Annotated in this window: 21 protein-coding genes; 5 read left to right on the forward strand and 16 right to left on the reverse strand. The window is 72.6% G+C overall.

What is annotated here, in order from left to right; all coding sequences use genetic code 11:
• Genes ACIO1C_RS24810 through ACIO1C_RS24820 form a run of 3 tightly spaced genes read left to right on the forward strand, consistent with a single transcriptional unit; the run spans window position 1 to window position 4,264 of the window.
• Window positions 1-1,113 (forward strand): branched-chain amino acid ABC transporter permease, encoded by a 1,113-nt coding sequence (locus ACIO1C_RS24810; protein WP_401867426.1) that lies wholly within the window; start codon window positions 1-3, stop codon window positions 1,111-1,113.
• Entirely contained in the window at window positions 1,110-2,381 is a 1,272-nt protein-coding gene (locus tag ACIO1C_RS24815; RefSeq protein WP_401866954.1) for an ABC transporter substrate-binding protein, read from the forward strand. The genes ACIO1C_RS24810 and ACIO1C_RS24815 overlap by 4 nt, the downstream gene beginning before the upstream one ends.
• Before the next feature lie 20 nt (window positions 2,382-2,401).
• Window positions 2,402-4,264, forward strand: a complete 1,863-nt coding sequence (locus ACIO1C_RS24820) for a GNAT family N-acetyltransferase (protein WP_401866956.1) — start codon at window positions 2,402-2,404, stop codon at window positions 4,262-4,264.
• Between the two features lie 555 nt (window positions 4,265-4,819).
• Here ACIO1C_RS24820 and ACIO1C_RS24825 read toward each other — a convergent pair.
• The 10 genes from ACIO1C_RS24825 to ACIO1C_RS24870 all read right to left on the reverse strand — a co-directional run bounded on the left by ACIO1C_RS24825 (window position 4,820) and on the right by ACIO1C_RS24870 (window position 18,080).
• On the reverse strand, window positions 4,820-7,003 hold the full coding sequence (locus ACIO1C_RS24825) for an AMP-binding protein (protein ID WP_401866958.1): 2,184 nt from the start codon (window positions 7,001-7,003) through the stop codon (window positions 4,820-4,822).
• Window positions 7,004-7,157: 154 nt separating this feature from the next.
• A complete protein-coding gene (gene pssA / locus ACIO1C_RS24830) occupies window positions 7,158-8,012 on the reverse strand; it encodes a CDP-diacylglycerol--serine O-phosphatidyltransferase (RefSeq protein ID WP_401866959.1) in 855 nt (284 codons plus the stop codon).
• Window positions 7,999-8,646, reverse strand: coding sequence for a phosphatidylserine decarboxylase (locus ACIO1C_RS24835; protein ID WP_161309119.1), 648 nt, complete (start codon window positions 8,644-8,646; stop codon window positions 7,999-8,001). Before ACIO1C_RS24835 ends, pssA begins: the two co-directional genes overlap by 14 nt.
• A 180-nt stretch (window positions 8,647-8,826) precedes the next feature.
• Window positions 8,827-10,053: an acyl-CoA dehydrogenase family protein gene (locus tag ACIO1C_RS24840; RefSeq protein WP_401866961.1), complete on the reverse strand. Its 1,227-nt coding sequence runs from the start codon at window positions 10,051-10,053 to the stop codon at window positions 8,827-8,829.
• Between the two features lie 3 nt (window positions 10,054-10,056).
• Window positions 10,057-10,563, reverse strand: coding sequence for a MaoC family dehydratase (locus ACIO1C_RS24845; RefSeq protein WP_401866963.1), 507 nt, complete (start codon window positions 10,561-10,563; stop codon window positions 10,057-10,059).
• 3 nt (window positions 10,564-10,566) lie between these two features.
• Complete coding sequence (locus tag ACIO1C_RS24850) at window positions 10,567-11,556, reverse strand: HpcH/HpaI aldolase/citrate lyase family protein (protein WP_401866964.1); 990 nt, start codon at window positions 11,554-11,556, stop codon at window positions 10,567-10,569.
• Window positions 11,553-13,574, reverse strand: a complete 2,022-nt coding sequence (locus ACIO1C_RS24855; protein WP_401866966.1) for a protein meaA — start codon at window positions 13,572-13,574, stop codon at window positions 11,553-11,555. Before ACIO1C_RS24855 ends, ACIO1C_RS24850 begins: the two co-directional genes overlap by 4 nt.
• A gap of 1 nt (window position 13,575) precedes the next feature.
• Window positions 13,576-14,952, reverse strand: a complete 1,377-nt coding sequence (ccrA, locus tag ACIO1C_RS24860; protein WP_401867428.1) for a crotonyl-CoA carboxylase/reductase — start codon at window positions 14,950-14,952, stop codon at window positions 13,576-13,578.
• Window positions 14,953-15,353: 401 nt separating this feature from the next.
• Window positions 15,354-16,166 (reverse strand): TetR family transcriptional regulator, encoded by an 813-nt coding sequence (locus ACIO1C_RS24865; protein ID WP_401866968.1) that lies wholly within the window; start codon window positions 16,164-16,166, stop codon window positions 15,354-15,356.
• Between the two features lie 108 nt (window positions 16,167-16,274).
• Complete coding sequence (locus ACIO1C_RS24870; RefSeq protein WP_401866970.1) at window positions 16,275-18,080, reverse strand: 3-hydroxyacyl-CoA dehydrogenase family protein; 1,806 nt, start codon at window positions 18,078-18,080, stop codon at window positions 16,275-16,277.
• 311 nt (window positions 18,081-18,391) lie between these two features.
• Between ACIO1C_RS24870 and ACIO1C_RS24875 the strand changes: the two genes are divergently transcribed.
• Entirely contained in the window at window positions 18,392-18,958 is a 567-nt protein-coding gene (locus ACIO1C_RS24875; protein ID WP_401866972.1) for a HEAT repeat domain-containing protein, read from the forward strand.
• A 152-nt stretch (window positions 18,959-19,110) separates the two neighbouring features.
• Here the strand turns inward: ACIO1C_RS24875 and ACIO1C_RS24880 are convergent, their stop codons facing one another.
• The 6 genes from ACIO1C_RS24880 to ACIO1C_RS24905 form a co-directional block, all read right to left on the reverse strand.
• Window positions 19,111-19,527: a RidA family protein gene (locus ACIO1C_RS24880; protein ID WP_401866974.1), complete on the reverse strand. Its 417-nt coding sequence runs from the start codon at window positions 19,525-19,527 to the stop codon at window positions 19,111-19,113.
• A gap of 68 nt (window positions 19,528-19,595) precedes the next feature.
• Window positions 19,596-20,294 (reverse strand): response regulator, encoded by a 699-nt coding sequence (locus ACIO1C_RS24885; protein ID WP_401866976.1) that lies wholly within the window; start codon window positions 20,292-20,294, stop codon window positions 19,596-19,598.
• Window positions 20,291-21,577, reverse strand: a complete 1,287-nt coding sequence (locus tag ACIO1C_RS24890; RefSeq protein WP_401866978.1) for a sensor histidine kinase — start codon at window positions 21,575-21,577, stop codon at window positions 20,291-20,293. Before ACIO1C_RS24890 ends, ACIO1C_RS24885 begins: the two co-directional genes overlap by 4 nt.
• A 10-nt stretch (window positions 21,578-21,587) precedes the next feature.
• Complete coding sequence (locus ACIO1C_RS24895; protein WP_401866980.1) at window positions 21,588-22,748, reverse strand: acyltransferase; 1,161 nt, start codon at window positions 22,746-22,748, stop codon at window positions 21,588-21,590.
• Window positions 22,741-23,880, reverse strand: coding sequence for an alpha/beta hydrolase (locus ACIO1C_RS24900; RefSeq protein WP_401866982.1), 1,140 nt, complete (start codon window positions 23,878-23,880; stop codon window positions 22,741-22,743). Before ACIO1C_RS24900 ends, ACIO1C_RS24895 begins: the two co-directional genes overlap by 8 nt.
• 159 nt (window positions 23,881-24,039) lie before the next feature.
• Complete coding sequence (locus tag ACIO1C_RS24905; protein ID WP_401866984.1) at window positions 24,040-25,101, reverse strand: Rv2578c family radical SAM protein; 1,062 nt, start codon at window positions 25,099-25,101, stop codon at window positions 24,040-24,042.
• A gap of 217 nt (window positions 25,102-25,318) precedes the next feature.
• Between ACIO1C_RS24905 and ACIO1C_RS24910 the strand changes: the two genes are divergently transcribed.
• Window positions 25,319-25,762, forward strand: a complete 444-nt coding sequence (locus ACIO1C_RS24910; protein ID WP_401866986.1) for an SRPBCC family protein — start codon at window positions 25,319-25,321, stop codon at window positions 25,760-25,762.
• Window positions 25,763-25,961: the final 199 nt, after the last annotated feature.

Genomic DNA, 25,961 nt, shown 5'->3' on the forward strand with positions numbered 1-25,961 from the left:
ATCAAGTCAACTGACGCGCCGTCAAAGTCAGTCCCGACCAAGCGGTTCGGGCGCCTCCCCGCCGGCCCGCGCCCGTATGTGTGGGCCGCCGTCACCGTCGTCCTCCTGGCCCTTCCCCTCTACGCCGACCGCTTCTGGCTCCAGGCCGGCCTCTTCGCGATGGCCGCCGCGATCGGCGCCATCGGCCTCAACCTGCTCACCGGCGCCACCGGCCAGCTCTCCATGGGGCACGCCTTCTTCCTCGCCGTCGGCGCCTACGGCTACTGCGTCTTCGCCGGTGACGGCCGCGCGGAGAACGGCCACCGCCTCGTCGGCCTCGGTCTGCCCACCTGGCTGGCCGCCGTCCTCGCCGTCCTCCTCGCGGGCCTGGCCGGCGGCCTGTTCAGCCCCATCGCGGGCCGGCTGCGCGGCGCGTACCTGGGCATCGCCACGCTCGCCCTGATCTTCATCGGCCAGCACCTCCTCTTCAACGCCGGTGATCTGACCGGGGGGTTCAACGGCCGCGCCGTCCCACCGCTCTCCCTCTTCGGCATCACCTTCGACGACACCGAGACCGTCGTGGCGGCCGTCCCCTTCCACTCCTCGGAGAAGCTCTGGTACGCGGGCCTCGCCGCCCTCCTCGCGGGCGGGCTCTTCGCCCGCGGTGTGCTGCGCGGACGGCCGGGACGGGCCATGAACGCCATCCGCGACCACCGCGTCGCCGCCGGGGTGATGGGGGTCCCGGTGGCCCGCTACCGCGCCGCCGTCTTCGTCCTGTCCTCCATGTACGCGGGCCTCGCCGGTGTCCTGCTCGCCCTGCTCTTCCAGCGGACCGTCCCCGACTACTTCGGCATGGTCCTGGCGCTCGAATACCTCGCGATGATCGTCATCGGCGGGCTCGGGACCGTCGCGGGCGCCGTTGTCGGCGCCGCCTTCGTCTCCCTGCTGCCCCAACTCCTCACCCACTACAGCGACAGCCTGCCGCTGGTCTCCGAGCCAGGCACGGGAGGCCTCGCCCCCGGCGAGGCCTCCCGCTACCTGTACGGCGCCGCGATCGTCGCGGTGGTCCTGTTCCTGCCCGGCGGTCTCACCCGCCCGACTCTGTCCCCACGGTCCTCTCGGGAGAAGACATGAAGCCATCAGCCCGTCACACCCTGAGGGGCGGCGCCGCGCTCCTGGCCGCCCTGGCCCTCGCCCTCACCGGATGCAGCGGGAAGGCCACCGAGAAGGACACGAAGAGCGAGGACGCCGGGGGAGTACGGACCGGGGTCGGCGTCACCGCGAAGACCATCAAGCTCGGCGTGCTCACCGACATGACGGGGGTGTACGCCTCCCTCGGCAAGAGCGTCACCCAGGCCCAGCGGCTGTGGGCGAAGCAGACCAACGCGGCGGGCGGGATCTGCGGCCGTACGATCGAGCTGACCGTGCGCGACCACGGCTACGACCCGCAGAAGGCCGTCGCCGCGTACACCGAACTCGCCCCCGGGGTCCTCGGCTTCGCCCAGTTCATCGGCTCCCCGTTCGTCGCCGCCGTCGAACCCCGCATCGACGGCCAGGACAAGGGACTTGTGCTGCCGCAGGCGTGGTCGGCGTCGCTCCTCGGCAGCCCGTATGTCCGCGTGATCGGTGCCACGTACGACGTCGAGACCATCAACGCCGTCGACTACCTCCTCGCGGAGAAGCGCGTCGCGAAGGGCGACAAGATCGGCCATGTCTACTTCGAGGGCGACTACGGCGAGAACGCGCTCGTGGGGTCCAAGTACGCCGCAGAACAGGCCGGGTTGACCGTCGTCGAGCAGAAGATCAAGCCGACGGACAACGACATGTCGGCCCAGGTCGCCGCGCTCAAGCGGGCCGGGGTGAAGGCGGTGATCGTCAGCGCGGGCCCCCGCCAGGCTGCCTCGCTCGTCGGCGTCGCCGCGGCCACCGGCTTCCAGGTGCCCGTCATCGGGAACAACTCCGCCTTCGCGCCCCAGCTCCTCGCCACCCCGGCCGGACCCGCCCTGATGAAGGACTACTACATCGCCTCCTCCACCCTCCCGATCGGCTCCACGGAACCGGCGCCGGCGAAGCTCGCGAAGGAGTACGCGGCGGCCTACCCCAAGGACGTGCTCGACAACGGTGTGGTCGCCGGATACACCGCCGCGCAGGTCTACGGCGATGTGCTCAAGAAGGCCTGCGCGGCCAAGGACCTGACCCGGGAGGGGGTCGGCAAGGCGCTGCTGACCGTGACCGCGTACCGCAGCGGCTTCGGCATCACGCACAACTTCTCCGACCCGGCCGCGCCGTCCACCCGCGAGTCCGTGATCATGAAGCCGGACGACAAGGTCCCCGGCGGCCTGCGCGTGGTACGCCCCGCCGAGGTCTCGAAGGCGGCGGAGTCCTTCCAGGTGGGCGGCTGAACCCGGTCTAGAGTCGGGGCGTGCGGATACGGAACGCCCGCCCCGACGAGGCACGGACCCTGAGTGCGCTCATGCTGCGCTCCAAGGCGCACTGGGGGTACGACGCCGCCTTCCTGGCCGCCTGCCGGGACGAACTCACCCTCGCCGCCGACGAGATGGCCGCTCGGCGGGTGGTTGTGGCGGAGGACGCACGGTCCGGGGAGCTGCTCGGTGTCGGCTCGCTGGAGGGCGAGGCCCCGGACGGCACACTCGGCCTGCTCTTCGTGGAGCCGCGGCTGATCGGGCGCGGCATCGGCAGGACGCTGTACGCGCACCTCCTCGACACCGCCCGCGCGGCCGGCTTCACCCGGCTGACCCTCCACTCCGACCCGCACGCCACCGGCTTCTACCGCGCCCTCGGCGCCCGGCCCGTCCCCGGCGGCGGCCCACTGCCCCGGCTCCGGGTGGAGTTGCCCGCGCGTGCGGCGTGGCTCCACGCGTGGACCGGGGGACGGCGGGCCGTGCACCTGGGCAACATCGCCGAATTCCAGGCCCAGTTCGGCGCGGTGAGCCCGGCCGGGCTGCGGGCGGCCGGGCACTACGCGTGCCTGGCGGCGCTGATCGGTCCGCACCCGGCCGCGGTGGTCCTGCCCCGGCCCGTCCCGGCGGGCTGGATCGGCCTGCTGGCCCGCCAACTGGCCTGGGAACAGGTCGAGATGTACGACGACCTGAGCGACGATCTCGGCGACGGCCCTGGTCACGACCCCGCTGCATGCCCTGGTCACGATCCCGCCGCCGCCCACGTCGACGATCCCGCCGCCGGCCACGGTGACGATCCCGCCGCCGCCCACGTCGACGATCCCGCCGCCGGCCACGGTGACGGCCCCTCCGCCGTGGCCGCCGGTGTCCTGGCCCGCCCCGCCCTCGCCGCCCGGCTGCGCGCCCTCGGTGTGCCCTTCGTCGCCTGGGGCCACACCGCCGCCTCGGCGGAACTGTCCGGCGCCCCGCTCCCGCCCGGCGCCCTGCGCCACGAGTCCAAGCGGGCGTCCCACGCGCTCTTCACCGCACTGGCCCCCGCCCACCCGGACGTCACCGTCCCCGCGCAGTGGCACGTCCCCGGCCGCGCCGCCGCCGTACGGCGGATCGCCGCACGGGCGCTCTCCGGTGCGGGCAGCGTCGTCAAGACCGAGCACGGGGTGGGCGGTTCGGGCACCCGCGTGATCACGTCCCCACGCCACGTGATGCCCGCGCTGCGAGCGCTGCCGCGCGGACCGCTACTGGTGGAGGAGTACCTGACCGACACAACAACCCCCGGCGATCCGACATACGACGGGGTGGTGGACGCGGCGGGCGCGGTGCACTCCGTCGGTGTCGGCGCGATGGACGTACGCGGCACGGCCTACCAGGGCGTGACGGTGGGCCCGGGGGCCGTGCCCGGCCGGGTGGAGGCCGCCGCGCTTGCCTTCGGCGAAGCCGTCGGCCGGGAACTGGCCGCGAACGGCTACCGGGGCTGGTACGACGTCGACTTCGTCGCCGCCCCGGGCGGCCGGCTCGCCCCCACGGAGATCAACCTCCGGCTCACCGGCCCCTCGGTGGCCTTCATGGCGAAGGCCCGCCTGGACGAGACGAGGGGCGGCTCCCACGTAGTGCGCTCCGCAGACCAGATCCCACTGGGCGCCCGCCTCCCCGACGCGGAACTCATGGACTGGCTGTGCGACCTGACGACCCGTTGTACGAGGATCGGCGCGGTCCTGCTCCCCACGATCCCCACCGCCGCCTTCGAACCCGCCCCCTGGGTAGGGGTGTTGCTGGCCGCCCGCACACTCGCCGCCCTCGACGCGGCCGAGGCGCTGGTCCGCACCGCGGCCCAGGACCTCGGCCGGATGTTCACCGACCCGGGCTGACCGGGGGGCCGCCGGCCCGCCGCCACGACGGTCCAGGGCGCGTCCGCAAAGTGGAGTCCGGCTCGCGGCGTTGTCGAAACGGGCGAGTACGTCCAGTACGCGCTCCGACCTCCGCCTCGCGATCGCACGCACCAGACGCCGCGAGCCCCGCCCTACGGGCGAACGCCCCCACTTCGCGCACGCGCCCGCGCTGCCGGGCAGCGCACCTCGCCGCGAGGGGCGGCCTGGGTCCTGTCGTCAGATTGCCGTCTGCCGGACGGCGGCCGGCACGTAGGCTCGCGGCGTTGCGGACGTGCCCAAGTAGCTGCGTTACGGGGACATCCCGGCGGCCTGCGCTCGCGCGCACCGACCACCGTGCGGCGGTCCCTCGGGCCACGACGGCGATCGCACGCCTCGCGAGCCCCGCCCAGCGGGCGCGGCCCCGCTTCGCGGACACGTCCTAGGAGCCGCGCCGCCGGGCACAGGGCACCTACCGCTTGGCGCCCCGCTCCGCCCGCGCCGGCGGAGACGCGGTCTTCCGCGCCGCCGTCCCGGCGGGCCGGCCCGCCGCCGCGCTCACTTCTCCACCGCCCCCGGCGACCGCCGTACCGCCCACAGCGCCACGACCGCCGCCGCCAGCATCAGCGGTACGTTGAAGGCGTAGACGAGCGCCGCCTGGCGCTCCCAGTCGCGTTTGGCGGCCAGCCGGTAGAAGTTGTCCTGCGGCCACCAGGCCACCAGGAGCCAGACCACCGCCAGGTGCGCCAGAGTGGTCAGCGCGCCGGGACCGCCCCGCCGTACCATCCCCCGCCGTCCCGCCAGCAGGAACCCGGCCCCCACGCCGAAGGCCACGCCCTCGATGACGTACAGCAGCCCGAAGAGGCCGCTCCACGGTCCCGGGATCCCGGTCCGGTCCGTGGCGCCCGGCCAGAAGACATCGGTCAGGGCGAAGGACAGGAAGCAGGCCATGACTCCCACCACACCCCCCGCGACGAGGTGCGCCGGCACGCTCTCGCCGCCGCTCCCTCCCTTGCCGACGGCCCGGTAGGCCCCGGCCAGCGGGGGCAGCGGCAGGGCGCTCCGGTCGACCTTCCCCGCCGCGTTCCTGGGCAGCGAGCGCAGCCGGACCACCACGTCGGGCAGGTCGCCCGCCGGGACAAGCCCCGACAGCCCGGCCCGCAGGGACGCGACCGTCGGGGTGGCGCCCTCGGTCGGCACCACGAAGGCGACCACGCGTTGCCCGGTACGGCCCCGATCACCCGTGACCACGGCCGCCCCGACCTCCGGGTGCCCGGCCAGCGCGGCCTCGACCCGGTAGGTGTCGACCGTCCGGCCCGCGATGGTGACGCGGTGGACCAGGCGCCCCCGGAACTCCAGCGGCCCACCCGCCTGCCGCCGCCCCACGTCCCCGGTCGGCACGGCGTCCCCACCTCCCGGCGGCGTCAGCCAGATCTCGCCCTTGCGCACCTCCGCCCCGCAACCGGGGAACGGCACCCCGAGATACGCGGCCCGCTCCGGACGGGCCACCGGCCCCGCCAACTGCTCGGGCTCGAACCACGCACCACAGCCGGCCACCTCGGCGGTCCCGTACACCGCGACCACCCGAGCGCCCGGCGCGGAAAGCAGCCCTTGGAGCCGGAGCTGCTCGGCAAGGGGCAACGGCTCGCCCCCGACGACCAGCAACCGCAGCCCGGGCAGCCCGCCCTCCACCAGCCGAGCGGCCCCCAGCGGCCCCACCTCGGCAACGGTGACCCGCTCGGCCAAGGCGAGCTGCCTGGCGGCGCCCGATCCGGCGGCGGCCGACCTGGCAGCGGTCTGGCCGCCGGCAATCGGCCCGACAGCGGCCTGTCCGGCGGCGGCCGACCCTGGGGCGACTGCACCGGGGACGATTGGTCCGGCGGTGGTCTGCTCGGCGGCGGCCGCTCCGCCGGCGGCTGGCCCAGGGGCGGCTGGCCCGGCGGCGACTTGCCCCGGGGCGGCCTGCACGGCGGTCGCCTGCCCACCGGCGGCCGGCCCGGCGGCGGCCCGCACCCGGGTGCCCGGTCCGCCGGCGATCAACCCGCCCACCACCAGCCCGGCGGCGCCCTCCCCCTCGCCGAGGACCAGCGTCGCCCCCGAGCACAGCGCCCGTATCCACGCGCCGGTGAACTCGGTCGTCTCCGGCCGTGCGAAGCTCAGCAGCCGGTCCTCAGGCGTCAGTCCGAGGACCCCCGTCCAGGCGGCGTGTGCCGCGCGCAGCAGGTCGTGGCCGCACGGAACCGGCTTCGCCTCACCGGTGGTCCCGGCCGTGAACAGCACCGTGGCCGCGTCGCCCCCGCCGACCTCGGCCCCCACAGCGCCGGGCTCCGCCCCCGTCGCCGCCTCGCCCTCCTCGTCCAGGAGGACCGTCGGCCGCGCCCTGCCGTCGTCCATCCCCGCCAGCAGCGCCCGGTCGGTGAGGACGGCCCCGGGCCGTACGACCCCCAGCCGCCGCCGGATCTCCCTGCGCGGCGTGTCGGGTGCGATCACCGTGTACGCGTGCCCCGCCTTGAGCACCGCCAGCATCGCCACCACCACGCCGGGCACCCGGTCCGTGGCGATGGCGAGCGTGGCGCCCGACGGCGGCAGCCCCTCGGTCGCGGCCAGGCGGGCCGCCAGCCGGCCGGCCGCGGAGTCCAGCTCCCCGTACGTGAGCCGGACCGGCCCGGCGATCACCGCCGTCCGCCCGGGCGCTCGGCGGACGTGATCTTCGAACAGCTGATGTATCGGTCCCCCTACCATCCGCTGATCATTCCAGAGGCCGGAGGGGCGAGGAAGAGGGCCAGGAGGAGGGAGAGGGGGAGGGCGAGGAAGGGCGCGTAAGGGGCCGCCGCGGCACACGAAGGGGCCCGGGTGCCGAAAGCACCCGGGCCCCTTCCCGTACGACCATGTACCGCTAAGGCAGCTGCGCCGCCCGCGCCTCACGGCGATTGTCACGGAACGTGTTCACGCGCCGCGCCGTGGCGAAGAGCGGAATCACCGCACCCGTCACCACCTGGAGCGCGCACCCCGTCTGGAGCAGCAGCTGACCACCCGGCGCGTCGAACGCCCAGGCCGCCAGCAGCCCCATCGAGACCACGATCCAGCTGAGCATCGCCACCGCGAGCACACCCCGCGGCTTCGGGTACTCGACCCGGCTCACCATCAGCCACGCCACCCCGATGATCGCGAGGAGCGTCGGCACGAAGGGGAGCTCCAGCAGCACGATCGAGATGACCGTCAGCGCGCCGAACGGGCTCGGCATGCCCTGGAACATGCCGTCCCTGATCGTCACACAGGAGAATCTGGCCAGCCTGAGCACCACCGCGAGCAGGACCACGATCGCCGCCAGCGCCGAGACGCGCTGATGCGCGTCGTCCGCGACCATGCCGTACACCAGCACGAAGTACGCCGGTGCGAGGCCGAAGCTGATCAGGTCGGAGAGGTTGTCCAGCTCCGCGCCCATCGGCGAGCTGCGGAGCTTGCGCGCCACCAGCCCGTCGAACAGGTCGAAGATCGCCGCGCAGAGCATGAGGATCACGGCCGTGGCGGCGGAGTGCCGCGCCATGCCGCTCTCGTCGCTGCCCGTGAGGTGCGGGATCAGGATGCCGGTGGTGGTGAAGTACACCGCCATGAAGCCACAGGTGGCGTTACCGAGAGTGAGCGTGTCCGCTATCGACAGTCTCATCGACAGCGGCATGTCCTCGGCGTCGTCCTCCGCCTGGGCCTCGGTGACCCAGCCGGCCTGCGTCTCGGGATCAATCACGGTCAATTCGAGTCACCCCTGCGGTCGTGGTCTGACCGACCTCGACGGCGACATCGACACCTTCCGGAAGGTAGATGTCGACGCGCGAGCCGAAACGGATGAGGCCGATGCGCTCGCCCTGTTCCACCTTGGTGCCCTGGGGGAGGTACGGGACGATGCGGCGGGCCACGGCGCCCGCGATCTGCACCATCTCGATGTCGCCCAGCTCGGTGTCGAAGTGCCAGACAACGCGCTCGTTGTTCTCGCTCTCCTTGTTGAACGCGGGGACGAACCCGCCCGGGATGTGCTCCACCGACGTCACCGTGCCCGCGAGGGGGGCGCGGTTCACATGCACGTTCAGCGGGCTCATGAAGATGGCGACCCGGGTGCGCCCGTCCTTCCACGGCATGATGCTCTGCACCACTCCGTCGGCCGGCGAGATCACCCGTGCCTGGGTGATCTCACGCTCGGGGTCGCGGAAGAACCACAGCATGCCCGCCGCGAGAGCGGTGGCGGGTACGGCGAGAACGGCGGCGCGCCGCGAGTGGCGCGCCCTGACCAGGCTGATCGCGGCGGTGGCGACGGTCGGCAGAAGCCACGGCGATGCTCCGCGCGCGAGGCGGACCCGGCCGCGTGGTGCAGAGGTTTGGCTGTGGGGCATGGATGACCTTCGTAGCGGATGATGCCGCGCTGGCAACGGGGGACGGCGGCTTTACAACGATGGTATCGGTTGCGAGGAGCAACTGAGCAAGCCAGCAGTCGAGTCGAGCGGCTTGAAGCCAGCGGCAGAGGACAACAGGGTGTGATCTTCTTCGCGGCGAAATCGGCTCAAAAGAGACAATCAGCCCTGGATTTGATACTCCTCCAGCAGTCGGCGGCCAATGATCATTTTCTGGATCTCGGCGGTACCTTCGCCGATCAGCAGCATCGGCGCCTCGCGGTACAGGCGCTCGATCTCGTACTCCTTGGAGAAGCCGTAACCCCCGTGGATCCGGAAGGCGTCCTCCACGACTTCCTTGCAGTACTCGGACGCGAGGTACTTCGCCATCCCTGCCTCCAGGTCGTTTCGTTCCCCGGAGTCCTTTTTGCGTGCCGCGTTCACCATCATCGCATGGGCCGCTTCGACCTTGGTGGCCATTTCGGCCAGCTTGAACTGGATGGCCTGGTGCTGGGCGATCGGCTTGCCGAAGGTGTGGCGCTGCTGGGCGTACGAGACCCCCAGCTCGAAGGCGCGCTGGGCCACACCGCACCCCCGCGCGGCCACGTTCACCCGGCCGATCTCGACGCCGTCCATCATTTGGTAAAACCCCCGGCCCGTGGTGCCGCCGAGGACCCGATTGGCCGGAATGCGCAGTCCGTCCATGATGAGCTCGGTGGTGTCGACGCCCTTGTACCCCATCTTGTCGATCTTCCCGGGGATGGTGAGCCCCGGGCGCACCACACCGAACCCCGGCTCCTTCTCCACCAGGAACGTGGTCATCGACCGGTGCGGCGGTGTGGGCGGTGTGGCCGGTGTGCTGCCGGGGGGCTGTCCCTCGTCGCTGCGGCACAACACCGCGACGAGTGTGGACGTACCCCCGTTGGTGAGCCACATCTTCTGCCCGTTCAGGACGTACTCGTCGCCGTCCCTGACGCCCTTGGACGTGATGGCGGACACGTCCGAGCCCAGCGCCGGCTCGGACATCGAGAACGCCCCGCGCACCTCGCCGACCGCCATCTTCGGCAGGAACGTGTCCTTCTGCTCGTCCGTGCCGTACTGCTTGAGCAGATACGCCACGATGAAGTGGGTGTTGATGATCCCCGACACCGACATCCAGCCCCGGGCGATCTCCTCCACGCACAGCGCGTAGGTGAGGAGGGACTCACCCAGACCGCCGTACTCCTCGGGGATCATCAGCCCGAAGAGGCCGAGCTCCTTGAGTCCCTCGACGATCCGCGTCGGGTACTCGTCGCGGTGCTCCAGCTCGGTGGCGACCGGCAGGATCTCCTTGTCGGTGAAGTCCCTGACCGTCGCCAGGATCTCCCGCTGGACGTCGGTCAGCCCGGCTGTCTGGGCGAGTCGGCTCATCTCTCACTTCTCCCGGGGCTCAGGGCGGCCGGGCTGCTCGCCGCCGCGCTCGTCGATGTAGGTCTTCGTCGGCACCATCACCTTGCGGCGGAACACACACACCACCGTGCCGTCCTGCGTGTAGCCCTTCGTCTCCACGTGCACGACCCCGCGGTCGCTCTTCGACCGGGACGGTGTGGTGGCCAGCACGGTGGTCTCGCCGTACAGCGTGTCGCCGTGGAAGGTCGGCGCCACGTGCCGCAGCGACTCGACCTCCAGATTGGCGATCGCCTTGCCGGAGACGTCGGGCACCGACATCCCCAGCAGCAGGGAGTAGACGTAGTTCCCCACGACGACGTTCCTGCCGAAGTCCGTGGTCTTCTCCGCGTAGTTGCTGTCGAGGTGCAGGGGGTGGTGGTTCATGGTGAGCAGGCAGAAGAGATGGTCGTCGTACTCGGTGACCGTCTTGCCCGGCCAGTGTTTGTAGACGGCGCCGACCTCGAACTCCTCAAAGGTGCGTCCGAACCGCATCGTTCACGCCTCCGGGATCTCGAACGCGGTGGTACGGCTCATCCCGGCCGCCCGCCCCTTGCCCGCGATCACCAGCGCCATCTTGCGGCTGGCCTCGTCGATCATCTCGTCGCCGAGCATCGCGGACCCCTTCTTGCCGCCCGCCTCCGACGTGGCGTGGTCGTACGCGTCGAGGATCAGCTCGGCGTGGTCGTAGTCCTCCTGCGCGGGCGAGAAGATCTCGTTGGCCGCGTCGATCTGGCCCGGGTGCAGCACCCACTTGCCGTCGTAGCCGAGCGCGGCGGCGCGCCCCGCCACCTCGCGGAACGCGTCCACGTCACGGATCTGGAGGTACGGACCGTCGATCGCCTGGAGATCGTGGGTACGGGCCGCCATCAGGATGCGCATCAGGATGTAGTGGTACGCGTCCGCGCCGTAGCCGGGCGGCTGTTGCCCGACCACGAGGGTCTTCATGTTGATCGACGCCATGAAGTCGGCCGGGCCGAAGACGATGGTCTCCAGCCGGGGTGAGGCGGCGGCGATCGCGTCGACGTTCACCAGGCCCTTGGCGTTCTCGATCTGCGCCTCGATCCCGATCTTGCCGACCTCGAAGCCCATGGTCTTCTCGATCTGGGTGAGCAGCAGGTCGAGGGCGACGATCTGCTGCGCGTCCTGGACCTTCGGCAGCATCAGGCAGTCGAGGTTGTGTCCCGCGCCCTCGACCACCGTGACGACGTCGCGGTAGGTCCAGTGGGTCGTCCAGTCGTTCACCCGGACGACCCGGATCTTGCCCGTCCAGTCACCCTTGTTGAGCGCGTCCACGATGGTGTGCCGGGCGCCCTCCTTGGCGAGCGGCGCGCACGCGTCCTCCAGGTCGAGGAAGACCTGGTCGGCCGCCAGCCCCTGGGCCTTCTCCAGGAACCGCGGGTTCGAGCCCGGTACGGCGAGGCACGAGCGGCGCGGGCGCAGCCGGTTCACGGGGACCTCGGTCGGGGGGATCGCTGGGGCTGTCATGCGGAGACCTCCAAGGGGTCGAGCGGGTCGAGCTTGTTCGCCGTACGGATCTCGTCGACGATACGGCCGATGATCTCGGTGATCCCGAAGTCCTTCGGGGTGAAGACGGCGGCCACCCCGGCCGCCCGCAGCGCGGCCGCGTCGGCGCCCGGGATGATCCCGCCGACGATGACGGGGATCTCCCCGGCGCCCGCCTCGCGCAGCCGTACGAGCACGTCGGGCACGAGCGCGGCGTGCGAGCCGGACAGGATCGACAGCCCGACGCAGTGCACGTCCTCGGCGAGCGCGGCGTCCACGATCTGCTCGGGCGTCAGCCGGATGCCCTGGTAGACCACCTCGAAGCCGGCGTCCCGCGCCCGTACGGCGATCTGCTCGGCGCCGTTGGAGTGGCCGTCGAGCCCCGGCTTGCCCACCAGCAGCCGCAGCCGCCCCGAGCCCAGTTCTCCGGCCGTACGCGCCACCCTGTCCCGTACGGCGGCCAGCGGGGTGCCCGTCTCGGCGCTCACCGCGACCGGCGCGCCGCCCACCCCCGTCGGGGCGCGGAACTCACCGAACACGCCCCGCAGCGCCTCCGACCACTCACCGGTCGTCACCCCGGCCCGCGCGCACGCGACCGTCGCCTCCATCAGGTTGCCGGTGCCCGCGGCGGCGCTGACCAGGGCGGCCACCGAGGCGGTCGCCCGCTCCTCGTCCCGCGCCGCCCGCCAGGCGCCCAGCGCCGCCACCACCCGTGCCTCGTTCGCCGGGTCGACCGTCATGATCGCCGTGTCCAGGTCGGCGGTGAGCGGGCTGGGCTCGGTCGACTCGTAGCAGTTGACCCCGACGATCCGTTCCTCGCCCGACTCGATCCGGGCACGCCGGGCCGCGTGCGAGGAGACCAGCTCCGACTTGAGATAGCCGGACTCCACGGCCGCCATCGCGCCGCCCATCGCCTCGATCCGGTCCATCTCGGCGAGGCTCTCGGACACCAGGGCCTTCACCTCGGCCTCGACCACGTGCGAGCCCTCGAAGAGGTCGGGGTACTCCAGCAGGTCCGACTCGTGCGCCAGGACCTGCTGGATGCGCAGCGACCACTGCTGGTCCCAGGGCCGGGGCAGCCCCAGCGCCTCGTTCCAGGCCGGCAGCTGTACGGCGCGGGCGCGCGCGTCCTTGGACAGCGTGACGGCCAGCATCTCCAGGACGATCCGCTGGACGTTGTTCTCCGGCTGCGCCTCCGTCAGCCCCAGCGAGTTGACCTGCACGCCGTAGCGGAAGCGCCGCTGCCTGGCGTCCCCGACGCCGTACCGCTCCCGGGTCACCCGGTCCCAGATGCGGGAGAAGGCCCGCATCTTGCACATCTCCTCGACGAAGCGGACGCCCGCGTTCACGAAGAAGGAGATGCGGCCGACCACCTCGCCCCTGCGGTCGCCGGGGATCCGGCCCGACGCGAACACCGCGTCCAGCACGGCGATCGCGGTGGACATGGCGTACGCGATCTCCTGGACGGGTGTGGCCCCGGCCTCCTGGAGGTGGTAACTACAGATGTTGATCGGGTTCCACCGGGGGAGGTGGTGGACCGTGTACGTGATCATGTCGGTCGTCAGGCGCAGGCTCGGCACGGGCGGGAAGACGTGTGTCCCGCGCGAGAGGTACTCCTTGACGATGTCGTTCTGCGTCGTTCCCTGGAGCAGTGAGAGGTCCGCGCCCTGCTCCTCGGCGACCACCTGATAGAGCGCCAGCAGCCACATGGCGGTGGCGTTGATGGTCATCGAGGTGTTCGTGCGCTCCAGCGGGATGTCCTGGAACAGCCGCCGCATGTCGCCGAGGTGCGAGACCGGGACCCCGACGCGGCCCACCTCGCCGCGCGCCAGGAGGTGGTCGGGGTCGTAGCCGGTCTGGGTGGGCAGGTCGAACGCGACCGACAGGCCCGTCTGCCCCTTGGCGAGGTTGCGGCGGTAGAGCGCGTTGGACGCCTCGGCCGTGGAGTGCCCCGCGTACGTCCGCATGAGCCAGGGCCGGTCCTTGGGGCGCCTCGCCATGTCAGTGGACCCCGCCGTGCGCGGCGAGCGGCTGTGCCCGCACGTCGTCGCGGAACAGGTTGATGGCGTCGAGGTGCCGCGCGCGCAGCTCCTCGTCGCGCACCCCGAGGCCTTCCGCGGGGGCCAGCGCCAGGACGCCGACCTTGCCCTGGTGGCGGTTGCGGTGGACGTCGTACGCGGCCTGGCCGGTGTCCTCCAGGGCGTACACCTTCGACAGCGTGGGGTGGATCCGCCCCTTGGCGACCAGCCGGTTCGCCTCCCACGCCTCGCGGTAGTTGGCGAAGTGCGAGCCGACGATCCGCTTGAGCGACATCCACAGGTAGCGGTTGTCGTACTCGTGGGTGAAGCCCGAGGTCGAGGCGCAGGTGACGATCGTGCCGCCCTTGCGGGTGACGTACACACTCGCGCCGAAGGTCTCGCGCCCCGGGTGCTCGAAGACGATGTCCACGTCCTCACCGCCGGTCAGTTCGCGGATTCGTTTGCCGAACCGCTTCCACTCGCGGGGGTCCTGGTGGTGCTCGTCCGGCCAGAAGGTGTAGCCCTCCGCGGAGCGGTCGATGATCGCCTCGGCGCCCATCCGCCGGCACAGCTCCGCCTTGCGGTCGCTGGAGACCACACAGATCGGGTTGGCGCCTCCCGCGAGCGCGAACTGGGTGGCGTACGAGCCGAGTCCGCCGCTCGCCCCCCAGATCAGCACGTTGTCGCCCTGCTTCATCCCCGCGCCGTTGCGCGAGACGAGCTGGCGGTACGCGGTGGAGTTGACGAGTCCGGGCGCCGCCGCCTCCTCCCAGCTGAGGTGCTGGGGCTTGGGCATCAGCTGGTTGGACTTCACCAGCGCGATCTCCGCCAGGCCGCCGAAGTTGGTCTCGAAGCCCCAGATCCGCTGCTCGGGGTCGAGCATGGTGTCGTTGTGCCCGTCCGAGCTCTCCAGCTCGACGGAGAGGCAGTGGGCCACCACCTCGTCCCCCGGACGCCAGGAGTTGACGCCGGGTCCGGTGCGCAGCACGACGCCCGCCAGGTCGGAGCCGATGATGTGGTACGGCAGGTCGTGGCGCCGGGCGAGGTCGCTGAGCCTGCCGTATCGCTCCAGGAACCCGAAGGTCGCCATCGGCTCGAAGATCGAGGTCCAGACGGAGTTATAGTTCACCGAACTGGCCATGACGGCCACGAGGGCCTCACCGGGGCCGAGTTCGGGCACGGGAACGTCGTCGAGGTGCAGGGACTTTCGCGGGTCCTTCTCCGCGGTGGGAAGGCCGGCGAACATCTCCGTCTCGTCCTTGTGCACGGTCACGGCACGGTACGAGTCCGGGAGGGGCAGTGCGGCGAAGTCGGCGGGCGTGGAGTCCGGCGACTGGATCGCGTCCAGGATGTCCTTCACGGTGGTGCCTCCGGCGAAGCTGGGGGTGGTGAGGTACGGGCCGCTTGCTGCTGCGGTGGAGGTGGGGCGTCGGCTCCAGAGGTGGTGCGCCGCCCTGCGAGGTGTGATGACCCCGGGCGTGGCGGGTGCTGCTGAGCGGCGCCGGGTGGGCGCGAGGGTGCCTGTGACGCAGGCGTCCGGGCGCACAAGCGCGAAGGCTTGCGGGAACAGCCGGACACCTTCAACGTATGGCACGGTGTGACACCTGACAAGGCACTGGGTGCCAAGTTTTTCTCTCACTTGTCGCTCTCATGGCACGCATGAGCCATACCTACCGCCCGGAATGCGGCGAATATCAGCTGAGTGAGGGGAATGTACGGTCGAACGTATGGCAGGGGCACCCTTCCGGGTGCCCGCTCGCGCTACGCGTCTTTCAGCGCCCGCTTGATGGTCCGCATGACCTCGTCCAGCGGCGCGTCGGTGTGCGCGACGGTCACCAGGACGCCCCCGCCGGTACGGGCGGTGACCGCCGGGCGCTCGGGCTTGCCGCCCATCGACAGGCCCGCGCCGATCCCCGGGCCGAACGTGTCCCGGACGATCGCGAAGGCGTGGTCGAGCTGCGCCTCCACGTCGCCCTGGCCGCCGGCCCGCAGCCACCGCCGCAGCACATGGTTGTGCGCGGTGACGACCGCGGACGCGGCCACCTCCGCCAGCAGCGGGTCGTCGTTGCCGTCGGTGTGGTCCAGCTCGTCGAAGTGGCCCAGCAGATAGCGCGTGAACAGCCGCTCGTAGCGGGCCACCGAGGCGATCTCCCGCTCCCGGAGGGTCGGCACCTCGCGGGTGAGGCGGTAGCGCTCCACGGAGACCGCGGGCGAGGCCGCGTACATCCGCATGACTTCCTTGATGCCCCGGCAGATCGTGTCGATCGGGTGCTCGTGGGACGGCGCGGCGTTCAGGACCGCCTCCGCCCGGACGAGCGTGTCGTCGTGGTCGGGGAAGATCGCCTCTTCCTTGGACCGGAAGTGCCGGAAGAACGTCCTGCGGGCCACCCCGGCCGCGGCGGCGATCTCGTCGACCGTCGTCGCCTCGTACCCCTTGGTCGCGAACAGTTCCATGGCCGCGGCGGCCAGCTCGCGGCGCATCTTCAGCCGCTGCGCGGCCGCCTTGGTCCCCGCGGCGCTCTCGGGAGCGTCGGACCTGGGGTTCGTACGGGACGACTTGGCGGACGGCGACATGAGGTGAACGTACTGCATCCCGACGGGAGAGCGCGCCCGCGGGCGCGCACCCGCGATCCCTGGTCAGCGGCAGAGGCGCGCGCCTTCGGCGGCGGAGGTGCCGCGTGTTCAGCGGCGGAGGTGCTCGCGGAAGCCCCGGCCCGACTTGCGGCCCAGGCAGCCCGCCGCCACCAGGTGCTCCAGCAGGGGCGCGGGCGCCAGGCCCGGGTCGCGGAACTCCTGGTGCAGCACCCGCTCGATCGCCAGCGAGACGTCCAGACCGACCACGTCCAGCAGCTCGAAGGGCCCCATGGGATAGCCGCCGCCGAGCTTCATCGCCGTGTCGATGTCGTCGAGGGTCGCGTAATGGTCCTGGACCATTTTCACGGCGTTGTTGAGGTACGGGAACAGCAGGGCGTTCACGATGAAACCGGCCCGGTCGCCGCAGTCCACCGGGTGCTTGCGGAGGCGGGCGCACACCTCGTGGGCGGTGGCGCGGACGTCGTCGGCGGTCAGGACGGTACGGACGACCTCGACCAGCTTCATCGCGGGCGCCGGGTTGAAGAAGTGCATCCCCACGACGTCCTGCGGCCGGGAGGTCGCCCGGGCGCAGGCGATGACCGGCAGGGAGGAGGTGGTCGTGGCGAGGACCGCGCCGGGGCGGCACACCTTGTCGAGCGTCCCGAAGAGCTGCCTCTTCACCTCCAGATCCTCGGCGACCGCCTCCACGGCGAGATCCACCTCGGCGAGGGCGTCGAGTGTGCCCGCCGGGCGGATCCGGGCCAGGGCCTCCTCACGCGCCTCCTCGGTCAGCCGGCCCTTGGTGACCGAGCGGGCGAGGGACGCGGCGACCCGGTCCTTGGCACCCTGTGCCTTCTCCGGGCTCCTGGCGGCCAGGACCACGTCGAACCCGGCCTTGGCGAAGACCTCCGCGATCCCGCTCGCCATCGTGCCGGAGCCCGCGACGCCGACGGACCTGACGGTCCTGCCCGTGGCGGCGCCCGCGCCGTCCGCCGGGGTGAGGGCGTCGGGGACGGTCGTGGCGCCGCCCGGCTCGGCGTACGTGTAGAAGCCGCGCCCCGACTTCCGGCCGGTCAGGCCGGCCTCGCTGAGCTGGCCGAGAACGGGTGCGGGGGCGTGCAGCCGGTCGTGCGACGCGCTGTACATCGCCTCCAGGACCGTGCGCGCGGTGTCGATCCCGATCAGGTCGAGCAGGGCGAGCGGGCCCATCGGCAGGCCGCAGCCCAGCCGCATCGCGGCGTCGATGTCGGCGCGGGAGGTGTAACCGGACTCGTACATGGCGGCGGCCTGGTTGAGATAGCCGAAGAGCAGGCCGTCCGCGACGAATCCCGGGCGGTCGCCGACGGCGACGGGCTCCTTGCCCAGGTCACGGGCGAGGGCGGTGACCGCCTCGACGGCCCGGGGCGAGGTGAGGACGGAGGAGACCACCTCGACCAGCCTCATCGCGGGCGCGGGGTTGAAGAAGTGCAGGCCGAGGACGCGCTCGGGGTGCGCGGAGTCCGCGGCCAGCCGGGTCACCGACAGGGCGTTGGTCCCCGTCGCGAGGATCGTGCCGGGACCGACGATCGTGTCCAGCTCCCGGAACACCTGCTGCTTGGTCTCGTACGACTCCGGCACGACCTCGATGACGAGAGAGGCGTCGGCGGCGGCGCGCAGGTCGGAGAAGGTGCGCAGGCGCGTGAGGACCGTGCGCCGCTCCGCCTCCGTGAGGCGTCCGCGCTCCACGGCCCGCGCGGTGGACGCCTCGATCGCGGCGACGGCCCGGCCGGCGGCCGCGTCGCTGATGTCGATGCCGATGACCTCGCGGCCGGCCCGGGCGAGGGTCTCGGCGATGCCGGTGCCCATGGTGCCGAGGCCGACCACGGCGACGGTGGGGAGGGTCAAGGCGTCAGGGGTGTCCGAGGGGATGTCCATGAGGGACTCCAAGGGGAGGGGGTGACGACTGGGGGCGGCGCACGGCACACGGGCGGTGCTCGGTGCTCCACGGGGGCCGACGCGCTGCGGCGCGCGGCTGATGCGGGTCGCGGAGAGGGGCGACGGGCTCTGTTCCGGAGCCGCGCCGTGTTCTGGAACCGACAGCACTCGCGATGGCTGCGTCACCAGGCCACGCGAGTCGCGGGGGTTTCCCGCTCATCTGAGGTTAACCGACGAGTAACGAGCGCGCCAGACCTGGGCGATCCCTCGTCGGCCGGATCAGGGACCGCCGGGCACCTATCCTCGTCGTCATGGATGAGGACTTCCGCTCGCTCGCGGACCGGGTGCGGGAGGAGTCCGGCGGGTCCGCCGTGTGCGAGCGACTCCTGGCCACCGGCGATCAGGAGGAACTGGCCGCGGTGCTCGTGGAGCGCGAACGGCCGCTTTGGGCGCGGGAGATCGCCGCGTTCCGGCTCGGGTGCGGGGGTGACCGGCGGGCGTTCGAGGCGCTGGTGCTGCTGCTGAACCACCGTGACCCCGAGCGCTGCGTGAGCGCGTCGTACGCGCTGGCGCGGCTGGACGACCCGCGCACGGCCCGCGCCGCGGCGGCCCTGGCGACGAACACGCTGCGCACCGCGTACGCCCTGCACCCCGTACGCCTCCTCACGGAGCTGCGCGCCCCCGAGTCCGTACCGGTACTGATCGCCACCCTGGAACGCCTGTCCGACCCGGACGAACTCCACTGGCGTGTGGCCCTGGCCTGCGTCGAGGGCCTGCACCGCCTGGCGGACCCCCGCGCCCGCCCGTCCCTGGAGAGGGCCCGGGCCCACCCCCGCCTGACGGAGGCGGCGACGGCGGCGCTGAGGTCCCTGCCGTAGCCAGTGCCACACCGATCCGCCCGCCTCCGGCGCGCGGTGTCCTCAATCGCCGGACGGGCTGGATGTGGTGCCCGGGGGCCGGATGGCAGGCGTATCGAACTCCGGAGACGGCGGCGCCCAGGTTCAGCGCCCCGGCGGCAGGACCGGAGCGGTCAACGCGGCTCGTCCGATGGGGGTGGGGTGACGGCGAACGCCTCTATCTCCACCAGCAGTTCCGGGCGGATCAGGGCCGCGACCTGGAACGCCGAGCTCGCCGGGGGGCGCTTCGGGTCGATCACCGCGTCGCGGGCCTCCCGTACCGCGGGGAGGTGGGCCACGTCCGTCACGAAGAACGTCAGCTTCACGACGTCGTCGAACGTGGCGTCCGCCGCCGCGAGGCAGCGGCGCAGGTTCTCGAACACCTGGCGTGCCTGGGCCGCCGGGTCGCCCACGCCGACGATCCCGCCGTCCTCGTCGAACGCGCACTGGCCCGAGATCGCGACGAAGCGGCCCGTGCCCCAGACCGCGTGGCTGTAGCCGTTGCCGGGGGCGACCCCTTCCGGGGCGGTCACATGCGTGAGGTGTGTCATGGGTCCATTGTTTCTCATGGCACTGACAACCGGTCGGCGGTGACAACCGGCCCGGGCCCCGGTCCCGTTCAGTACCCGGCCGGGCGCACCACACCCGTCTCGTACGCGAAGACCGCCGCCTGCGTCCGGTCGCGCAGGCCCAGCTTGACCAGGATCCGGCCCACATGGGTCTTCACGGTCTGCTCCGCGACGACGAGCCGCGCGGCGATCTCCGCGTTCGACAGGCCCTGCGCGATCAGGGACAGCACCTCCGTCTCCCGCTCCGTGAGGTCGCCCACGCGGTCCCTGCGCGGCGCGCGCGGGGCGGCCGTCACCCGGGAGAACTCGGCGATCAGCCGCTTGGTGATGTTCGGCGCCAGCAGCGCGTCCCCGGCCGCCACCACCCGTACCGCCTGCGCCAGTTCCTCCGCCGACGCGTCCTTCAGTAGAAAGCCGGACGCGCCCGCGCGCAGCGCCTCGTACACGTACTCGTCGAGGTCGAAGGTGGTGAGGACGAGCACCTTCACGGCGGAGCCGGCCGGGGCGGTGAGGCGGCGGGTCGCCTCGATGCCGCCCAGTTCCGGCATCCGTATGTCCATCAGGACGACGTCCGGGGCGAGTTCCGCGACCTTGGCCAGCGCGTCGAGGCCGTCCACCGCCTGGCCGACGACCTCGATGCCGTCCTCGGCGTTCAGCAGCACGGTGAAGCCCTGGCGCACCATGACCTGGTCGTCCGCGATCAGCACCCGGATGGGGGGCGGGGGTGCGGGTGGGGGCGTTGTTGTCATGTGGCTTCCTCCGTCGGCAGCGTCGCCGTCACCTCGTACCCGCCCAGCGGCGTCGCCCCGGCGGCCAGTTCACCGCCCAGCATCGCAGTGCGCTCCCGCATCCCCAGCAGCCCGTGCCCCGCGTCCGTGGACGGCGGGTCGGCGGCCCGCTCCGGAGCGCTGTTCACGACCCGGACCACCACGCGGGACGGCAGGTACCCGATCTCCACCCGCACCTCCGCCCCCGGCGCGTGCCGCATCACGTTGCTCAGCGCCTCCTGCACGATGCGGTACGCCGACAGGCTTACCCCCGGGGCCAGCGGGCGCGGCTCGCCGGTGAACCGGGCGGTGACCGCGAGCCCGGCCCCCCGTACCGTACCGATCAGCTCGTCCAGCCGGTCCAGGGTGGGCTGCGGGGTGTGCCGCACACTCTCGGACAGCGCGTCCTCGGAGCGCAGGACGCCCAGCACGCGCCGCAGTTCGGTGAGCGCGTCGACCGCGTTCCCCCGTATGCCGGCGAGGTTCTCCTTCAACTCCTCGGACGGGTTCTCGACCAGGTGCGGGGCGACCTGCGCCTGGATGGAGATGACCGACATGTGATGGGCGACCACGTCGTGCAGCTCGCGCGCGATCCGGTTGCGCTCCTCCAGGAGCGTGCGCCGTGCGCGCTCGTCGGCGGTGATCCCGGTCTGGACGACCAGTTCGGTACGGGCCACCTGGCTGCCCCGCAGGGCGGCCCCGACCACCACCGCGACGGTGAGGACGGCGGCGGCGCGCGTCACGTCGGAGTGGTGCGCCGTGGTCACGGACAGCCCGCAGGCCGCCCCCGCCAGCAGGCTGATCGCCAGCGCCCCGACCGCCGCCCGGGGGCGGACCCGCAGCGCCAGCAGGAACAGCACCCCGGCCTGGAGGGCCATCCCCTCCCCGGTCCAGGGGAACAGCACGTCCCGGCCGGCACCGGCCTCCGTGGTCCGCGCGACGACGACCATGACCAGCGTCACCACCCACCACGCCGGCACCGGCCGGAACACCGCGACCACCAGCGCCGCCGCCTGGAGGACGCCGAGGAGCGTGCCGTACACCTGGCCCAGTCCGGATTCCCAGATGAGGGTGTCGACCCCCATCGCGCCGACGAACACCGCGCAGATCACGGTCAGGAGGACCACCACCGGCTGCCAGTCCCGCCAGCCGGGGCGCGGCCCCGGGTCGGGCAGGGGGCCGAACGCCCGCGCTCCCAGGAGGTCCTCACGCAGCTGACGCGGGACCGAGCGCAGCGCGGCCCCCACTTCGCGCGTGTCCGTCATGCGCCCGACCCTAGACATGCCCCGCCTCCGCCCCACGGGTGGGCCGTCCCTCGCGGACGACCTCGGTCCGCCCGCGCGCCCGCTGTTCATGACCCCGGAACGCCGCCCAGCACACCAGCAGCGCCGCCGCGAACGCCGGGAGCCACGCGAGCCTCGCCACCACCCAGCCGGGGCCGTCCGGCACGGTGTGCAGGCCGGGCAGCGGCCCGCCCGCGAGCAGACCGGTCGCCGTGACGGCTATCAGCGCGGTCTGATGCCACAGGAAGACCGTTACCGCCGAGAGATTGGCCAGCGCCACCGCCGCCCAGACCGCGGGCCGCGCGCACAGCCGCCGCAGCGGGCCCAGGAGCAGCAGGGCCGCCCCGTACTGCGCGAGGCCGAAGGTCACGGCGGCCAGGGTCGGCGGGTCGAGGTTGGAGACGGGGGCGCCCGGCACCCCGACCATGGACGCCGGGTAGCCGCCGAACAGGACGAGGAGCGCGGTGGCCGCCGAACCGCCGCCCAGCAGCACCCAGGCGGCGCCGCGCCCGCTCAGGTCGCCACGGGACCAGGCCGCGCCCAGGCAGTACGGGACGAGCCAGCCCGCCGCCAGGTTGAGCCGGCCGAGCCACGCGGGCCCGCCGAGGGCGAACCGGAACAGGTCCACGTGCAGGACCACGGCGAGCGGCCACAGCGGATGCAGCCTCGCGACCAGCGGGGTCGCCGCCGTCAGCGCCATCAGGACCAGCAGGAACCACAGCGGGGACAGGACCAGCTTGAGCAGCGCGTGCACGGTCGGCAGGCTCACCCCGGAGACGAGCATCACGCCCGCCGCCACGGTCCACACCCCCAGCACGGCGGTCACCGGCCGCCACAGCCGGGCCGTCCTGGCGCCGAGCCACTGTCCGTACGTCGTGCCCCGGGCGCGGGCCGACGCGTAACCCGGCGCGGCCACCTGCCCGCCGACCACGAAGAAGACGGCGAGCGTCTGGAACAGCCAGGAGACGGGGGCCAGGTGGGGCAGGTAGGGGAGCGGGCTCGCGGCGCGCACCGTACCGCTGTCGGCGACCAGGGCGGTCACCAGCCAGTGGCCGAGCACCACTCCGAGGATGGCGAGAGCGCGCAGGGCGTCGGTGGCCCGGTCGCGGCCGGGCGGGGTGGCGGAGTCGATCCGCCGCACGAGATCACGCACGGCCGGCCTCCCGGGTGGGGGTTCCGGCGCGGGACGAGCCGGCAGGTGTCCCGCCCGTGGCGGTTCCGCCCGTGTCCATCGCCCCGGTGGCTATCCGGGCCATGTTCCGCAATGACACCGACCCGGGCCGCAGATAGCCGCTGTGGGCGGACCCGCCCGCGTCGAAGATCCGGGCGCCGAACGCCTCCGACACCGGGTCCCTGCCGAACCCGATCGTGACGAAGGGCAGTCGGAGCCGTCCGTGCGGCACCCCCGCGATCCGGTCGGCGGAGCCCCGGCCCGCCCAGATGGTGGCCCCGGTGCGCAGCGCGGCGGCGCGGTCGACGCCGGTCCCGGGGCTGCCGTAGAGCACCAGGTCGGCGACCGGCAGGCCCGGCGCGGCACGGGCGCAGACGACCGAGCCGTACGAGTGGCAGAGCAGCGACACCCGCGCGGCGGGGGCGGCGGCGGCCAACCCGGCGACGAAGGACCGCAGTCCGGGGGCCGCCTCGTCGGCCCGGCCCGCCGTCAGCACGGCGGGGCTCACCGTGGCCGGCGCCCGGTAGCCGAGCCAGGCGACCACGGCCGCCCCGGTGCCCATCTCCCGGCGGAGCGCGGCGGCCCCGGCCCCGAAGCGCGCGTAGTGGTCGAGGCCGGTGTCCGAGCCCGGCACCAGCACCGCGATCCGTCCGGCGCGCGCGAGGTCGCCGAAGACCTCGGCGGTGCGGCCGCCGTCGCGGCCGTCGAAGGAGAGGAAGTGGCGCGCCGGGTCCGCCATGACCCGCAGGGCGGCGGCCCTCACGTGGTCGCCGTGACCGGCCGCCATCCGTTCGGCGGCCCGGATCCCGGCGCGGTTGACGGCGTACCGCGTGTCCAGGGCGGCGGGGGCCAGGTCCCGCAGCGGGGCGAGCGCGGCGGGGGCGGGTGCCGGCGCGGGGACGGCCGCGGGGCGGGCCGCGCCCGACACCGGCACCGCCACCGACGCGGTGACGAGCACGGCGAGCAGGGTGCGGTGTGTGCGGTGCGCGCGGCGGGAGCGCGCGGCCCGCTGCGAGCGCGGGGTGCTCCCGGTGCCGTCGGGGCTCTCCGTGCTGTCGGTGCTCTCCGTGCTGTCGGTGCGCTGCGCGCGGTTGCCGCGGGGCCGTGACGCCATGGGGAAGGACCTTCCGTACCGGATCTCCGTCGTGCTGCCGGTACCGAAGTTAGGGATCACCCCGTGTCGTCCGCGTCCCGCCGGGGAGCCAAGCCCGCCGGTGGCTCCCAGGTATGACGGGTAGGGGGTGCGGCGCCCTCTCAGCGACGCCGAACCGCCTCACAGCAAGGTCAGTTGCGTCCCCTCCGGTTCGGGATCGGGCAGCGGCGCCGCCATCCGGTGGTTGCCCGGCCTGGTCAGCCCCGCCGAACCGCCCGCGCCCCGCGGGCCGATGCCGAACGTGTCCGCCAACTCGTGCACCTGGCGCGTGATCCGCCGCTGGTACCACTTCGGCGCGTACGCGCCCTCCGCGTACATCCGTTCGTACCGCCCCACCAGCTCCGGATGGTGCTTCCCCAGCCACTCCATGAACCACTCGCGCGCCCCCGGCCGCAGGTGCAGCACCAGCGGGGTCACGGAGGTCGCCCCGGCCGCCGCTATCGCCCGTACCGTCGAACGGAGCTGCTCCGGGCTGTCGCCCAGGAACGGGATCACCGGGGCCATCAGCACCCCGCAGCCGATGCCGGCGTCCGTCATGGCCCGTACGACGTCGAGCCGCCGCTCCGGCGACGGGGTGCCCGGCTCGACCGTGCGCCACAGCTCCTGGTCGGTGAAGCCCACCGAGACGGAGACGCCGACGTCGGTCACCGACGCCGCCTCGCGCAGCAGGTCCAGGTCACGGAGGATCAGCGTCCCCTTGGTGAGGATGGAGAAAGGATTCGCCCGGTCCCGCAGGGCCGTGATGATCCCCGGCATCAGCCGGTAGCGCCCCTCCGCCCGCTGGTAGCAGTCGACGTTCGTGCCCATCGCGATGTGCGCGCCCTGCCACTGGCGCGAGGCCAGCTTGCGCCGTACCAGCTCCGGGGCGTTGATCTTGACAACGATCTGGGAGTCAAAACCCAGTCCGGTGTCGAGGTCGAGATAGCTGTGGGTCTTGCGGGCGAAGCAGTAGACGCAGGCGTGTGTGCAGCCCCGGTACGGGTTCACCGTCCATTCGAACGGCATGCGGGAAGCTCCCGGGACCCGGTTCACGATCGAGCGCGCGCGGACCTCGTGGAAGGTGATGCCGCGGAACTCGGGGGTGTCGAAGGTGCGGGTGGTGACCGCGTCCGTACCGAAGAGCGCGATGTCCCCGGCGGGCCGTGTGGTGGACGGTCCCTCGGTCAGATTGTCCCAGCGCATGGAGTACCTCCTCGGTAGTACTGCCCCCCACAATAGAACACTTGTTCGTTTGATGCTCGAACGCTTGTCGAACGGTGTCGGAGGCATGCCGTACGCACCCCGAAGGCGTGCCGCGCCCGCCCGTCCCGGCCTCCGCGCCCCCGGATTTGGGCGGGCGTGCCGGAGGGTGGTTGGCTGGCCGCACCCCAACCGAGTACCGAGTGCTGGAGGAAGTGCCATGGCGCAGGTCGAGGCCACGACGGAGCGGATCATCGCGGCGAAAGCGGAGACGGTGTTCGACGCGCTGGCCGATTACCAGGACACCCGGGCGAAGCTCCTGCCCTCGCAGTTCAGCGAGTACGAGGTACGGGAGGGCGGTGACGGCGAGGGCACCCTCGTCCACTGGAAGCTCCAGGCCACCAGCAAGCGCGTCCGCGACTGTCTGCTGGAGGTGACCGAGCCCAGCGACGGCCGGCTCGTGGAGAAGGACCGGAACTCCTCGATGGTCACCACCTGGACCGTCACCCCGGCCGGCGAGGGCAGCTCCAAGGCCGTCGTCACGACCGTCTGGGACGGCGCCGGCGGCATCGGCGGCTTCTTCGAGCGGACTTTCGCCCCCAAGGGCCTCGGCCGGATCTACGACGAGGTACTGGCGAAGCTCGCGGCCGAGACCGAGAAGTAGGCCAGCCGGAAGGTGTGAACAGCCGGACCCCGGGGGCTCCCCGGGGTCACCGGTTCGAGTGGTTTTCCCCGCGACGCCGCCCCGCGCACCCCGCGCGATGCGTCGTGGGAAAGCCCCTGATGAGGGCCCCGGCGCCGCCCTTCCCCCTCAACCCGCCCCCGCCTCAAGCCCCTTCACCGCGGCGATTCCCGCTTGCTCC

This window comes from Streptomyces sp. NPDC087420, from assembly GCF_044744165.1.
Lineage (GTDB): Bacteria > Actinomycetota > Actinomycetes > Streptomycetales > Streptomycetaceae > Streptomyces.

What these genes read in the sequence shown, in the direction of transcription:
- ACIO1C_RS24875 (WP_401866972.1), top strand. Translation starts at nt 18,392, where the DNA reads ATGGATGAGGACTTCCGCTCGCTCGCGGACCGGGTGCGGGAGGAGTCC.
- ACIO1C_RS24870 (WP_401866970.1), bottom strand. Translation starts at nt 18,080, where the DNA reads ATGGACATCCCCTCGGACACCCCTGACGCCTTGACCCTCCCCACCGTC.
- ACIO1C_RS24905 (WP_401866984.1), bottom strand. Translation starts at nt 25,101, where the DNA reads ATGCGCTGGGACAATCTGACCGAGGGACCGTCCACCACACGGCCCGCC.
- ACIO1C_RS24910 (WP_401866986.1), top strand. Translation starts at nt 25,319, where the DNA reads ATGGCGCAGGTCGAGGCCACGACGGAGCGGATCATCGCGGCGAAAGCG.
- ACIO1C_RS24900 (WP_401866982.1), bottom strand. Translation starts at nt 23,880, where the DNA reads ATGGCGTCACGGCCCCGCGGCAACCGCGCGCAGCGCACCGACAGCACG.
- ACIO1C_RS24845 (WP_401866963.1), bottom strand. Translation starts at nt 10,563, where the DNA reads ATGCGGTTCGGACGCACCTTTGAGGAGTTCGAGGTCGGCGCCGTCTAC.
- ACIO1C_RS24850 (WP_401866964.1), bottom strand. Translation starts at nt 11,556, where the DNA reads ATGACAGCCCCAGCGATCCCCCCGACCGAGGTCCCCGTGAACCGGCTG.
- ACIO1C_RS24835 (WP_161309119.1), bottom strand. Translation starts at nt 8,646, where the DNA reads ATGCCCCACAGCCAAACCTCTGCACCACGCGGCCGGGTCCGCCTCGCG.
- ACIO1C_RS24840 (WP_401866961.1), bottom strand. Translation starts at nt 10,053, where the DNA reads ATGAGCCGACTCGCCCAGACAGCCGGGCTGACCGACGTCCAGCGGGAG.
- ACIO1C_RS24815 (WP_401866954.1), top strand. Translation starts at nt 1,110, where the DNA reads ATGAAGCCATCAGCCCGTCACACCCTGAGGGGCGGCGCCGCGCTCCTG.
- ACIO1C_RS24880 (WP_401866974.1), bottom strand. Translation starts at nt 19,527, where the DNA reads ATGACACACCTCACGCATGTGACCGCCCCGGAAGGGGTCGCCCCCGGC.
- ACIO1C_RS24865 (WP_401866968.1), bottom strand. Translation starts at nt 16,166, where the DNA reads ATGTCGCCGTCCGCCAAGTCGTCCCGTACGAACCCCAGGTCCGACGCT.
- ACIO1C_RS24855 (WP_401866966.1), bottom strand. Translation starts at nt 13,574, where the DNA reads ATGGCGAGGCGCCCCAAGGACCGGCCCTGGCTCATGCGGACGTACGCG.
- ACIO1C_RS24885 (WP_401866976.1), bottom strand. Translation starts at nt 20,294, where the DNA reads ATGACAACAACGCCCCCACCCGCACCCCCGCCCCCCATCCGGGTGCTG.
- ACIO1C_RS24825 (WP_401866958.1), bottom strand. Translation starts at nt 7,003, where the DNA reads ATGGTAGGGGGACCGATACATCAGCTGTTCGAAGATCACGTCCGCCGA.
- ACIO1C_RS24890 (WP_401866978.1), bottom strand. Translation starts at nt 21,577, where the DNA reads ATGACGGACACGCGCGAAGTGGGGGCCGCGCTGCGCTCGGTCCCGCGT.